This window comes from Tunturiibacter gelidiferens, from assembly GCF_014201335.1.
Taxonomy (GTDB): Bacteria; Acidobacteriota; Terriglobia; order Terriglobales; family Acidobacteriaceae; genus Edaphobacter; species Edaphobacter lichenicola_E.
This window is the reverse complement of the sequence record NZ_JACHEB010000009.1, coordinates 21,353-34,743: the sequence shown is the minus strand read 5'-3', so window position 1 is coordinate 34,743 and position 13,391 is coordinate 21,353. Positions and strand designations below refer to the sequence as shown.

The 13,391-nt window shown below is 55.8% G+C and carries 11 protein-coding genes and 1 tRNA gene; 3 read left to right on the top strand and 9 right to left on the bottom strand.

The window, feature by feature from the left end; genetic code table 11:
• The first annotated feature begins 8 nt into the window (after positions 1-8).
• Positions 9-275 (top strand): hypothetical protein, encoded by a 267-nt coding sequence (locus tag HDF14_RS17610; RefSeq protein ID WP_183979222.1) that lies wholly within the window; start codon positions 9-11, stop codon positions 273-275.
• Positions 276-338: 63 nt separating this feature from the next.
• Positions 339-415: transfer RNA gene (locus tag HDF14_RS17605), tRNA-Arg, on the top strand.
• Positions 416-694: 279 nt separating this feature from the next.
• Here HDF14_RS17605 and HDF14_RS17600 read toward each other — a convergent pair.
• A complete protein-coding gene (locus tag HDF14_RS17600) occupies positions 695-1,567 on the bottom strand; it encodes a tyrosine-type recombinase/integrase (protein WP_183979219.1) in 873 nt (290 codons plus the stop codon).
• Between HDF14_RS17600 and HDF14_RS17595 the strand changes: the two genes are divergently transcribed.
• On the top strand, positions 1,551-2,390 hold the full coding sequence (locus tag HDF14_RS17595) for a cation:proton antiporter (protein ID WP_183979218.1): 840 nt from the start codon (positions 1,551-1,553) through the stop codon (positions 2,388-2,390). The genes HDF14_RS17600 and HDF14_RS17595 overlap by 17 nt on opposite strands.
• 73 nt (positions 2,391-2,463) lie before the next feature.
• On the opposite strand, the gene HDF14_RS17590 is transcribed toward HDF14_RS17595, so the two are convergent.
• The 8 genes from HDF14_RS17590 to HDF14_RS17555 form a co-directional block, all read right to left on the bottom strand.
• Complete coding sequence (locus HDF14_RS17590) at positions 2,464-2,895, bottom strand: cation:proton antiporter (RefSeq protein ID WP_183979215.1); 432 nt, start codon at positions 2,893-2,895, stop codon at positions 2,464-2,466.
• On the bottom strand, positions 2,892-3,401 hold the full coding sequence (locus HDF14_RS17585) for a hypothetical protein (protein ID WP_260698365.1): 510 nt from the start codon (positions 3,399-3,401) through the stop codon (positions 2,892-2,894). The genes HDF14_RS17590 and HDF14_RS17585 overlap by 4 nt, the downstream gene beginning before the upstream one ends.
• Positions 3,402-3,536: 135 nt before the next feature.
• Positions 3,537-4,406: an alpha/beta fold hydrolase gene (locus tag HDF14_RS17580; protein WP_183979213.1), complete on the bottom strand. Its 870-nt coding sequence runs from the start codon at positions 4,404-4,406 to the stop codon at positions 3,537-3,539.
• A complete protein-coding gene (locus HDF14_RS17575) occupies positions 4,384-5,760 on the bottom strand; it encodes an NAD(P)/FAD-dependent oxidoreductase (RefSeq protein ID WP_183979211.1) in 1,377 nt (458 codons plus the stop codon). The genes HDF14_RS17580 and HDF14_RS17575 overlap by 23 nt, the downstream gene beginning before the upstream one ends.
• Positions 5,761-5,914: 154 nt before the next feature.
• The gene (locus tag HDF14_RS17570; protein ID WP_183979210.1) at positions 5,915-6,985 is read right to left on the bottom strand and encodes a sulfite exporter TauE/SafE family protein; all 1,071 of its coding nucleotides are present in this window, start codon (positions 6,983-6,985) and stop codon (positions 5,915-5,917) included.
• Between the two features lie 80 nt (positions 6,986-7,065).
• Positions 7,066-8,349 carry an MFS transporter gene (locus HDF14_RS17565; RefSeq protein WP_183979208.1) on the bottom strand — a complete coding sequence of 428 codons (1,284 nt, stop codon included), beginning with the start codon at positions 8,347-8,349 and terminating at the stop codon, positions 7,066-7,068.
• A gap of 59 nt (positions 8,350-8,408) precedes the next feature.
• The gene (locus HDF14_RS27240) at positions 8,409-9,398 is read right to left on the bottom strand and encodes a 4Fe-4S dicluster domain-containing protein (RefSeq protein WP_183979206.1); all 990 of its coding nucleotides are present in this window, start codon (positions 9,396-9,398) and stop codon (positions 8,409-8,411) included.
• A gap of 227 nt (positions 9,399-9,625) precedes the next feature.
• The gene (locus tag HDF14_RS17555) at positions 9,626-12,943 is read right to left on the bottom strand and encodes a TonB-dependent receptor (protein ID WP_183979204.1); all 3,318 of its coding nucleotides are present in this window, start codon (positions 12,941-12,943) and stop codon (positions 9,626-9,628) included.
• Positions 12,944-13,391 lie beyond the last annotated feature (448 nt).

Genomic DNA, 13,391 nt, shown 5'->3' with positions numbered 1-13,391 from the left:
TCTAAGCCATGACACAGCTTGACGTTCTTTATCGCTATGGAGTTCCTCCGACTGAAGCCTCGGTCGTGGCGATGGCTAAAATGCGCGAGGTGTATGGGGTTCGGCACTTAGCGCTGGACGAGGCGAAGAAGACGGTAAGGGTTGAATTTGACGCTACCCGTTTAACCGAACCGGTGATTTATGAGCTGCTGCGTCGCGCGGGACTCGACGTCGTTGAGACGATGCCGATGTTCGCGGCTCCTCCTCCGCCGCCGGAACCAGTTGTCGCGGGCTAGTTGCCGTATACGATTTTCTTCGGTATTTTTAGGGTGTTCTTGTAGTGCAGTTCCCTGTTTTGCGCGCCCGTAGCTCAGCTGGATAGAGCATTTGGCTTCGAACCAAAGGGTCGGGAGTTCGAATCTCTCCGGGCGCACCAGAATCAACGACTTACGGGAGGGCTAGGATATGAGGGCAAAATAAGGGCAAGATAATTTCCCTCGCTGCAAATTTCGCTTCCGCTCTAGATCACAAGTTTCTCTCCCCATCCTCTGTTCTTCAGACCCACCCTACAAACCGTAGGAATGTAGCCGAGCCTTCATGCTCTGTTCTTAAGCATCTCTACAACCTTCTTGTTCGATGGACGCCCTACCTCTGCCGGCGTCTTTCCTCCATAGCTTAACGTCGTCTTGATATCCGAGTGCCGCATCAGAGTCCGCTACATCTCGAGCGGGATTTCTAGCTCCCTCATCATTGCCCGGTACGTGTGGCGAAACGCATGCCATCCGAGATGAGGAATTCCGTGCCTATTACCCAAGGGAACAAGGTGATTCTTCTGAAGCTGGCCGCGCCAGAAGGGCCGCCCGGTCTGGATATTGCCAAACAGCCAGCCGTTAACAGGCTCCTGCTCAGTCCGCCACATCTCCAGAACGAGCCGCAGGTCATCATGGATAGGGAGTTCCTGCTCCGAATCTGGAGTTTTGGTATCGTCCACATCCTTGTCGACATACGATCGACGAACCCTCAGAACCCACCTTTCTAAATTGTCGAGGTCAATGTCCTCCCAGCGCAGGCCAAGCAGCTCACTCGCGCGAAGTCCCAGAAGCATGGCGACGGTAATCATGACTTTCACATGCGGTGCCAGCTTAGGGTCAGTTATGATCTTGTTCCACTGGTCGACGGTGATGAGGATGAGCTTACGCACCCGCGTCGCCTTGCCCTTGATCTCAACGAGGCCGACAGGATTTCTTTGCAGGGTCAGGTATCCCCACTTGATCGCGAGTTCAAATAGGCGATGCACAAACATCTTCATCAACTGCTTCGTTTTTTTGCTAGCCGGTCGCGCCGGTCTTCCTCGGATGATGACGCCCTTTACCGTTCGGTCGGGAGTTGCAAGCGTCTGGTAGCCGTTGAGCCACTGCTCGATCCCCATAATGTCTGTGGCCATCTCATCGAGCCTGTGGTCACCCCACTCCTCACGGAAACGCTTTAGGTAGGAGCGGTATGGGCCCGACGTCGATTCCCTCTCCGGCATCCCGTCCCTGGCATAGCGATCGCACAGTCCCGAGACCTTGATGCAGATGAGTATCACCGCCTTTCCTGTTCTTGCCCGCATCCTCGAAGAACGGCAGATGCAGTCCACTCCTTTGGGGACGACTGCTTTGATGTGTGCAGCGGTGGATGATGTGAGCGCATGGATTCTTCTCGCAATCGCCCTCACGCTAGTCCCTCACACCTCTCAATCGATGGGTCTGCCATACCGACTTCTGTGGCTTGGCATCTATCTCGCAGTGATGGTCGGAAGTGTTCGCCCGCTCGGGAAATGGTTGATCGAGCGTCGGAAGACGGCCGCTCTCTCCTATGAAGTCATGGGAATTATCTTAGCAGTAGTCCTGGCGTCGTCAGCGGCAACAGAAGCGATAGGAGTACACCCGCTGTTTGGTGCCTTTCTCGCTGGCGTATGCTTTCCTCGCATCCCGCTATGGCAAAGCACACTTCGAACACGTTTTGATACGGTAGTTTCGGTGCTTCTCCTGCCATTCTTCTTCACCTTGACAGGAATGAGAACACGCTTAGATCTCCTGCACGGTGTCCGCATATGGTGCTGGACAGCTGTGATCCTTGCAATTGCAATCGCTGGAAAGATGGGAGGCGCGGTGCTCGCGGCCCGCTGGACGGGACAGGACTGGAAGGATGCCTGGGCTTTGGGGGCGCTACTCAATACGCGGGGCCTGGTCGAGTTGATCGTGTTGAACATTGCGTATAACGCCCACGTATTCTCGCCCGCTCTCTTCACGATGTTGGTCGTCATGGCCCTGATCACGACGGCGATGACCACTCCCATTCCTAACTTCCTCGGGGTGCGAAACTCGGGCGATCATCGTCGAGACTCTGCAGCCGGTGAGGCGGCCTAGAACACGCGGCAATGGCTGCAGGGCTCGTGGAGCCATTCGCTAAGGTGTTTGTTAACAAGCCGGGGCGGTGAGGTCAGTTGGCCATCATCGATACGCCGAGGAATAAGGCGAAGGGGACGCTCCCGATTTCACTCGGAGCAAAACGAGTGCGAAGCGAAGGAGCCACAGCCATCGCGAAGAGGAATGGAAGGAGGATGCTCAAAGCGCTTGTGAGCGTCGCTGTTGTCTTGTGCTGTCGGAGATGTTCGTATTCGAGTTGAGTTCCTATAAGAAACAAAAACAAGATAAGGCCCACGGTACTGAGGACGTCAAAAGGCCCGAGCGAGCTTTGGGGAAACAAGCGGGCCGAGGCATGAGGAGCGATGCGGCCAAACGCAGAAGGGCCAAGAAAGATACCGCCAACAATTTCGCCGATGACTCTGGCCTGACCGCATTTGCGAGCAATCCAACCAAAGACAAGAGCGGTCAACAGTACGGTCGTCATTTGCAGAAGCAGGAGTGTCATACGGACTTCCGCACCTCATCGTGGATATGCTTCCGCTTGGCATGGAGCATCAGGGCTAGTTCTGTTACGAGCAGGATAAGGCCCGGAATAAGCATGCGTGCGCCGATGGTTGCGGGCCATGTGAGCTTGAAGTCCGAGCTCCAGTCCACGATGACCAATGCGAGTCCGCCGAAAAATAGCAGCGATCCGAACCATCTGCGGAAACGTGGTGAGATTTCACTCTCCCCTTTGTATCGCGGTCCGCAGACTTCGAGGATGGGAGCACCAACGAATCCTCGATCGTCGTAGATTCTGCAGCGCAGTTCGGGATTGAGCGTGACCTGTGCTTTGGCATATTCTTCGGCGTCTTCCAAGCTTCCGAGAATCGTGCAGCTTGGGCCGATTCCGCGAGCGACTTTATCGAAACTTGAGTAATGAACTGCATACTCGCCAGGCGACATGCGCTCATTCCATGAGGCGGGTTGCGCGCCGGGATCGAAGAGCGGCACCGTCCGGAGGTGAATCATTTTTAAAGTATAGCCATCACTATTGGTCCAATGAATCGGCGTAGGTGAAGGTCGAAAGGGTCTATCGCGTTGTACGCTCGATGAAGCCTGTTTTTTGAAAACGGAAGCAGCCTCTGCTCGGCAGATTGGCTGCGGCTATAAAACGACTGGCAAGGGCAACGGTTCGGCAGGCACGGTGTGAGAGCTCCACGCACTGCGATTGGTCGCTCGGATGGCAGTATCGTTCGTACCGCTGTTCTCCGCAAAGAAGCTTTGAAGGCAGACTGCGACATCCTTTGGCTTATCGAGAGGAATGAAGTGTCCTGTGTCGAGCGTAACGACTGTTGAGTGCGGGATGAGCGAAGCTGCTCGCTCGACGAAAGATGCGGGCAAAACATCGCGTGATCCCTGGAAGAGCAGAGTGGGCATCAGTAATGCCGCGAGCTTGGCCGGGATTTCACCCAACATATCTTGAGGTTTGCCCCAACGAACGAGTCGCATGAGTTGCCAGGAGCCAGTGAAGCCGGAGAAAGGTTTATAAAACGCGCGGAGCGGGGTTTCGTTCGATTCGCCGGCAAGGGCTCGACGCATCGCGATCCGCCAGAAGATCAGATGCAGCACTGGAGCCAGCACTTCTCCCACGAGCGGTTTGCGAAGGGCGTTCAAAAGATAAAACGGTTTGAGATCGGGAAAGATTGCCGGAGACATGAGCGCAAGACACGACACACGGGGTGAAAAGCGGGCCGCGTACTGCACAGCGACGGCAGAGCCTGCGTCGTGTCCCACAACATGCCACTTCTCTATGCCATGCTGTATGCGAAGCTGTTCGATCTGCTCAGCCTGGCGATCGAGATATCCAAGCCTATATGGAACGAATGGCGTCTCTCCCATGCCGGGCAGGTCGACAGCAAAGCATCGGTGATCGCTGGAGAGTTCCTGGATGAGGGGGCCCCACAGCATGCGGTTGGTAGGCATGCCGTGGATGAAGAGAATGGCATCGCCCTTACCTTGATATATGCAATGCACGGCGTTGCCCCCTTCTGCCATCGACAGTTTGGAGCGAGTCGCTGGACCGCGTGACGAACAAGCGGCTAAGTTGAAACAAGGCCCATGCAGTTGCCCTGATGGCGACCAGAGCAGAACAAAAGATTAAGGTCCCTAAGATGCGTCTCGGGCGCATGCGAGAATACACAAGATTGGTAAGCCAAGCGGGAACTGTGTATGTCCGTGCTGTGCCGAACAGACCTAGTCGAGTGCGGATGGGCGATTCGTAAAACAACTTCTCGATCAGGCTGTTGAAGTAGCGGCCAACTCCGCTGACGCGCAGGTTATATGGAGTTCTTGCGAGGACCGGAATGCTTTGCCGGTGGCGATATTTGCAGATAAGGGCGCTTGCTTCCTCAGCGTGTCGAAGGGCGGCCGTAACTCCGTTACCTGTAATCGGGTCAGACTGCGAGGCGGCCTCTCCGATGATTATCCAGTTTGGCCCGCAGACACCCATGTAAGTACGGCAGAGGAACGACGTGACTGCGATTCGCTCGGGTGGAGCGTCACTGGCGAGAGCGCTTAGGCGAGCGAACTTCTGCATCTGCTGTGCAAGCAGATCGAGATTCTTCAAGCCATGGGCGCGTTGCACCTTAATCTTCGATCCGGGTGCGATATATCCAATGCTGCTGACGCCGGGACGAATTGGGATCTCCCAGATCCACTCCATATATTCACCGGCTGGGCTGAGCATGTAGAGAGTAGTTCCTTCGACCCAGTCTTCTGTAGGAAAGTGCGCCCAGAGCGCGACCTTGTGGGGGCCGTATGCCGTAAACGGCAGGTTGAATTCTCTTCCGAGTACGCTGGCTGCAGAACCAGACGCGTCAATGATCCAGGAGGCCCGAATGCAATGTCCCCCCGATGTCTCAACGGTAGAGATGCGCCGATCCTGAATCTCAAATCCAATGGCGCGCTCGTGAAGAGTAACGGCTCCGTGAGCACACGACGACTGCTGCAACAGGTTGTGCACCTGCCGGCGATCCAGGTGCAATGTGCGTATCTCTACATTCCATGGACGTTTAGTAAGCCAGGCACCGGGTAGGTATTCCTGCTGTGAGCCATCGGGTGCTGTGACGGTGATATGCCGTTTAAAGGTGGCGGCGCCTGATGCCACCAGATCTTCCATGGTCAGGCCGAGTTGCGCAAACAGCTGCGGGGCCGACCAGTCGAGAGATTCGCCAACTATATTGTTGAATGACTCACGCGGTTCGAGACATATTACCCGCAAGCCGCCGCGAGCGAGGTGGATAGCAGCCGCCTGTCCGGCAAGGCCGCCACCGATGACAACCGCATCGGTTTGGAGTTCCGTTTTGTCGTCCTGCTTCCTGTCTTCCATAAGGCAATTGAACGACTTATACGGCGCGCGGAAGGCACAGACCACCGCACGGGCAACCTTACAATAGCGAGGCCGAGAGGCGTATCCATCAAAAGGTTGAGACTGACGGGAAACTTTGAAAGGCATTTCTGGCTGGAGCGGCGAAGAACGAGATCTACACTCCGGTTTCACGTTTATGGACTGGGGATTGGAAGGTTCCAGGGCGATATCGTCTAGCTTGGCTCATCGCCCAATCGATACCCCCGCACACAGCAAGTGTTGCGAGAGATGCCGAGAGCACAGGCCGGGACATCGGCACGAGGAGCAGAGTGCTGCAAAGCTCCAGGGCGATGAGGAAGAGCAGTAGGAGCACGATGGAGTGCCTGTTCATGTGAGAACAGATCCATGCACCCAGCGGCGCTCCGACAGCAACAACAGGAACGGCCGCCAACCAATAACCCATTACGATTGGCGTGAAGTCCTTCAGTACGAAGACATGCAACAGGAAGCCCGGAATGGTCGCCATGGTCATGAGAATGACTGTTGTAGGTGTGACGATCTTCTCGCTGATGCGGAACAGAAGCACCATAACCATGAAGACAATGGAGTTTTCACCAGTTCCAACTAGAGCACTAACGACTCCACCGAGAAATCCGGCAGTGATGAGGATGCTTCTCTCGCGTGCCGTGAAGATCGGAATCCGCTCATTGCGCAACACTGTCTTTTCGCGATTAATGAGCAGTAAGGCCACACCCATGCTGCTCACCAGCACAGTAAACGACGTCCGCACGAAGACTGGTGGAATGAACGGCGCGACGAAGTACGCACCGAAAACTACTCCAAAAACGCCCGGAATTCCAGCGAAGAGGAGTGCGCGCCTCTCGATTGGAATGCGCAGGTACAGGATGCTTAGGGAGGCTGCTCCCATGCCTACGCTTTGGATTGCGACGGAAAAGTTGCGGGCATCACGCGGAGCAATGTGTAGCAGTTTCGTGAAGATTGGGAATGCGATCGCGCCTCCGCCTTCACTGGTGCCGCCTCCCACCAGGGAGCCGAAGACCATGGTGAGCGCGACCTTCCAATCCACAAACAGGTGATAGATCGCGCCTCTGCCGCCGAAGACCAACCATAGCGCCCACACAAATAACGCGATGGTGAGGTTGAAGCGGAGTGCGCTTCTCTTCGGCCTTTTCTGGTCCAAAATGACTCCGTGTTTCACGGAGGCTTTGGGTATAGCACTCGACATGCGCGACTAATCTCCGAGTTTTTCGCGAATAAGGAATTCGGAGAAGCCTAAGCTTCTCCGGAGAATCAGTCGATACCTACTTAGTCTTCAAGGGAGATCGGGACTACCGGAGTCATGACGCCCTTATCATGTGAGGTCTGTTCCCTGTCGCGCCGCAAGAACAGGCTGATCATCACGGCCGCAAAGGCCACGCAGGCCAGATACACAATAAAGCGAGGTTGATAGGAACCTGCGCGATCGTACCAGCGCCCGATCGCCATGGGACCTGTTGCGCCGCCGATGGCATATGCGGTCCAAGTCAAGCCGTATAGTACCGAAAAATGCCGACGGCCAAAGTAGTGCGCGAGCAGATACGGCGCGACGTCGGCTTCGCTGCCCAGACCCACGCCTAAAATCGCGGCTCCTACTAGCGCGACGGCCGATGTACCCGCGTAAGCAAGGATGAGAGCCCCCGTTGCCGAAAGCAGAAGGACAAATGTTTGAATACGCTGCGGCGAGAAGCGGTCGATGAGAAATCCGATACATAGGCGGCCAATGATGCCAGCGCCGCCGCGCACAGATAGCGCAAGCGCAGCGCTCTGCGCTGTGATCCTGTGCTCTGTGAGAATCGCTGCTAGATTCGTCACCAGCCCATTTTCGCTGAACGCCGAGAGCATGATGATGCAGGCCAATATCCAAAAGGATCCAGTACGAAGTACTGCGGCGACAGTCATGCCGTCAGCAGTTGAGTGGTCTTCATGCGTTACGCCCGTATCGGGCCGGTTGCGCACCAGTAATGCGGTTAGAGGCAAGCCCAGCAGAGCGATGCCGCCCAGCAGCACATAAGCGCTTCGCCACCCATGATTCGCGATCATCCACTGGGTAACTGGTGGGATGATGATCGAGCCAACTCCACTGCCTGTAAGAACCATCGCAAGGGCGAATCCTCTGTGCTTGTGAAACCACGAGAGCACAGTGCGCGCATACGCAAATTGCGCGGTTCCGTTTGCCACCAGTCCTAGCACAAAAAATGTGAAATAGAACTGCCTGATGTCTGGTCCGACTCTGCTGAGCGAGGCGAGCGCCAACGCAAAGATCAGGATCGACGGCAGGATGATGCGTCGAGGTGGGAAGCGATCAAGCAGAAGTCCAATGCCGGGAGAAACGAGAGCGACGGTGATCGCCGCCAGAGCGAATGTGCCACCGATGGATTCACGCTTCCAGCCGAACGAAGCGTGGAGCGGATTCAGGAAGAGGCTGAAGGTGTACGGGACGATGGGAGCGAAGCTCACCATCACCCCTGTAAATGCGGCAGCCACCACGCTCCAGCCAATGTAGTGACGAGAACTCTCGTTCACTGTTTGCGGAGTGATTGTCTCATTCATCGTTCGGCCGTATCCTCCGGCTAGCTGACCTTATTTATCGTCTTGCTCAAAACTGAGATTTACTGATCCAATCGGCGTGTCATCGTAGCAAGCAGCTTCGGGCGCACATCCGGCCGCGTCCATGGGCATTCCGCGATGCAGATTCCGCAGGAGGCCGCCTCCGTGAAATAGGGAATGCACTTATCGAAGTCAACATACCATCGCTCAACTCCGCGTACCATTTGCTTTTGCGGTCCAATCGCGACGGGCGGACACGCGGCGGTGCAGATCTGGCACGTAGCGCAGAATTCATCCGCTCCGAAGCGATCGGGACCGGTGGCGATGAGTGGCATGTCAGTTGTGATTCCGGCGAGACGGACACCGGATCCGAAGTGTCGATTAATCAGCGATCCGTGCTTGCCCAGTTCTCCGAGCCCCGCAGCGATTGCCGGAGGAATGAGCGCTAGAGCGTTGGCAGAGGGGCCAGGATATGGTTTGGCGTTATAACCCTGCGAGCGAATCCAGATCACTAACGCATATGAAGAGCGGGTTCCTTTTGCGTACTGGTCGCCAACATCGCAGACACCCACGCCATTTGTCTCGTCGGAAGGGACTTCCTTGAGCCGCTCGTAGTTGTGAGCGAGGGCGAGCACGACAACCCACGGCTCGTTGATCGCATATCCTTCGAAGACATAAAGAGGATCCATGGCTGTGACACCTATGCCATCCGCCTCGTGGGCAAGCGCAAAACTGGTTAGCTCTGCAGTGAGTTGCTCGGCTGTAGCTTCGTTGCGAGTGTCGGCGACAGGAACCAACTCCGGATAGGTGTAGGCCGCCTGAAATGCCTCGGCTGAACCAGGACATTTACGGGAGTTTTCGTGCGCTACCATCTGCAATCCCCCCCAAGGGTGCTGATCCGGCGGATGCCAGAAGAACGGGGAGGGTCTGCGAGGCGTGAACTCGCCCACGCCGTTGATTGGGTTGCCCGAAGTCTTAAGCAGCGCCAGGGTCTCCGGCTTGGGTCTGTAGCTGCCACGTTTTGGTCGCCTTGGATTGGCTTGATTGTTCACTCGGCTCCTCTTGAGAAAAGTGTATAAGACCGATGGTTGCTGAACGGTATCGATCAAAAGATGGAGAGAGGGCCCGACGTGCCGGGCAATGTCAGCATAGACACTTTCCTAAGCGTTGGTTTCGAGTAGGTGGATAGCGCGGGAAGCAGGTCACTACGCCCTTTGCGATCTCTTCCACCACAGCCCTGTTCTCTGCTGGCATCTCTACCTCTAATCGTTCGGCCCTGCTAGTACATTAACTTCAACGCGAACTGCACTTGGCGCGGAGTACCCGCCGCAAGGATATAGTTGAAGGTCGGCGAACTGATATCGCTGTCGGGCAACCGGAAGTTCGTGCGGTTCAGGATGTTAAACAGCTCCGCGCGGAACTGTATATGCGTTGATTCTGTCACCTTGAAATTCTTAAGCGCACCGAAATCCCAATCGGCAAAAGCCGGGCCGACATTCACGTTGCGACCTTCTGTGCCAAACTGGCCCGCGTTGGCTGTGGGATCGAGTCGCTGGAAAGCACTGGAATTAAGCCATGAATTAACCGTGCGCGGCCCGTTATTGGGATTGCCGACGAGATTGGGTCGCTGCGCGGAAAATCCGGTGATCTCCGGCGCGGTACCTTGCGCTGCGACGTCGTTCGAGTCGAACACAGTGAACGGCGTGCCGCTCATCAATGTTCCTATGCCATCCAACTGCCAACGGCCTAATCCCCACTGGTACCAGTTCTGCGGATGGTTCCAGAACGGAAGCGCCCATACATAGCTTCCAACGAATCGGTTGCGCACGTCGAACAGTGAGAGCCCACGCTCTGCTGCGAGATTGAACGGATCCTGAGCTAGATCATTTTCGCCCGCGACTGGCTTCGCCGCCGATCCAGTTATGTTGAACGACGACACATCGTCGATCGTCTTCGACCACGTGTACGACACGAGAAATGACAGCCCATGGCTGAACCGCTTGCGCATCGACGCTTGCAACGCGTTGTACAACGAATTGGCAATGCTCGTGATCTCACCGGTCGATGAAAACTTGCAACTGCTCGGCGACTCCGCGAGTGTGCAGCCTGAATAGAGCCGCCGTTGATCGGCATTGCTGGAATTCGAGATCGGCTGGCCGTTTACGGTTCCGGGGACGAACACCGCCGGGTTCGCTTCTATAAAGCGTGGCAGGCGCGTTCCCTTTGTGCCCACATATCCGATCTCGAACAGCAAATCGGACCCGAACGACTGCTGCAGGTTTAGGTCCCAATCCTGCGCGTAAGGGAGTGTCAACGTCGGCGATAGAGTCAGGTTCGTGAGTGCTGCGGAAAACGTTCCTACGGCAGGAGGATGGCCGTTGAATGGATCCGCAAAGTCCGGCAGGCTCACCTGTGGTGTTCCGAGGAACGGAGGTGCACTGATCGGCGCCTGCAAAGGGCCGCCCTGTCCGGTGTAATAAGGCTCATAGAAAATACCGTATGTCGAAGTGATCAGCAACTTGCCATTACCGTTCGGGTCCCACGCGACTCCAAACCGCGGCGCGAATGCCTTCAGATCGGTTTGGATCAGGCCCGCGGGCACACCGGGATCGCCTGGGTATAACAGTCCCACCGGCGCATTCGGCATGACCTGAGATTGCTTCCCCGGCTCAAACAACGATACCCGGTTATGAATTTCGGTATACGGGACGGGCAACTCGTAACGCAGTCCGGCATTGATCGTTACTCGCGGCGCGACCTTGTACGTATCCTGCACGTACAGGTTCGCATTGTTGCCGCGAATACCGCGCGAGAAATCGCCGATGCCTTGCAGGAAGACGACCGCCTGCCCGGTGAGGAAGCTGGCGAACGCGTCCGTAACCGGGAACGGTGCGAATACGAAGAAGCCGTTGGTCGCAATTCCTTGCAGCACGTTGATTTGCTGATGCTGATATCCTCCGCCGAATTTCATTGTGTGCTTGCCGCGCACCCAGCTCACCGATCCAGAGTAATCAAAGACGTTTTCGTAGGTGTTGCGTGGGCCCGTGATCGGATCACCAATCGCGGAATAGCCATTCACTTGGATGAATGGAGGTCCAGTGGCGATAGCGAGACTCGGTTCGTATTGGAATCCGAAGTCTGAGGGCGGCTGATGATCTTCGTGCTCGCCGTAAAGGAACTTGTTGCGGAGAAACGAGAATCGCGCTACAGCGATGAGGTTCGGCGAAAAGGTGTGCGTCTCTTGTGCGACAAAGATCTGCGCCCGCTGGTTTTCGCCTATTGGGAAGCCCGGCACGCTGGCGCCGCCCGGCGATAGCGGATCTACCTGGGAGAGCTGGTTGAACATGTAATTGAAGTTCAGCATGTCCTTTTGAGTCAGGTAGTCATCAACTTTGATTCCGAACTGATCGGTATTGTTGGTTAAAACTTGGGTGGTGGAGAACAGATTGGTGCCGTTGTTCGGAAGCGGGAAGAACTGCAGCAGGTTTTTTGAAATCGGGTTGAACTGGTCTTGCGGCACCTGGTTATTCAGGTAGGGTGCATTGGCGAAGACGTTGAAAAGCTGGTTCTCAGGGTTATTGCAGAAGCCGTGCGAGAAGCCCTCCGGGCAGAGTTGGGAGAAGTCACCTGTACGCTGCTGCAGCGACGGCACTGGGGTAAGTCCTGTTTCGCCTTGACGATTGCGGAAGCCTTCATAAAAGCCGAAAACGAAGGCTTTATCCTTTTTTATCGGCCCTCCGATCGTCGCGCCAAACTGGTTTTGTTTCAGCGGCTCCTTAGACGGCCCCGAGTAAAAGTAATTGTTGGCGTCGACTGCGTCGTTGCGCAGGAACTCCCACAACGCCCCGTGGATTTGGTTCGTGCCCGACCGCGTGATGATGTTTGTCGTCGATCCTAGCGTATTTCCGAACTCTGCATTCGCGCTATGCGTAATGATGCGGAACTCGCTGATCGCGTCCACCGGAGGCTTGAGGACGAATCCGCCGTCGACCCCGTTGAAGTTGTTCGCGCCGTCGATGAGAAAGTTGTTCGATTCAGGCCGCTGGCCATTGACCGCATATGCCTGTCCGTTGCGCAGCGATCCGCCAGCTTCGGCTATCCCGGGCGTCAAGGGAACGACTCCGGGCTGCAACAGGCCAAGTTGCGAAAAGTTGCGACCATTCAGCGGTAGATCTTCCAATTCGCGCTGTTGGACTACCTTACCCATGCTGGTGACGGTTGGCTCAATCAAGTCGGCATCGGCGCTCACCAGCACCTGCGCCTTTTCCGATCCGACCGCGAGACGTGGCGAGACTGATGCCGTCTCGTTCACGTTGAGCGTGATGCCGTCCTGCACATATTGCTGGAAACCTTTCGCTGCGACCTGCAGGCGGTAATGTCCGACCGGGAGTTCCAGAAGAACGTAATTACCGTTGCGATCGGTGGTCGTGCTGCGCGAAAGGCCCGTTTCCACCTGCCATGCTGTGACCGCGGAGCCCTGAATGACAGCGCCGCTTGGATCTGAAACCGTTCCGCGAATGTTTCCCGTGATTTGCTGAGCAGACAAACTGAGACAAGCAAGGACTACAAATGCCAGTACGTTGCAAACGATTTTCATGTTGCTCTCGAGCCTCCCAGCAGACTGGAACTACAAACAGAGTGACGCCGGTGCTTCGCGTGAAACCCGTTACATGAATCGTCGTTTCACTGTGCGCCAAGAACATATCGCATAGCGAAAAGTTCCGTAAGTTAGAGAGCCGTGGCGGAAATACCAGTGGCAGGGTCACCTATGTTCAAGGGAAAGAAATTGCTTGGCGGACTACACGGATGAACGTACTGGATAAGTCGTTGTGTTGTCTTCCTCTAGACGATGGATATTTTTCTCAACCCTTGGGTGGGCCCTTCACTATAATCGGCCAATGCATTTGGTAAGACTGCGCGACTCGCCCGAGCGAGAGATACAGCATTGCCTCCGGCTCCGGATAAAAGAGCAAAGTGCGCCATCATCGTGCAGATTTCAGATAGCCATGCTCGTCCAGATCCTGACCCATTTGCGCGTACATGCC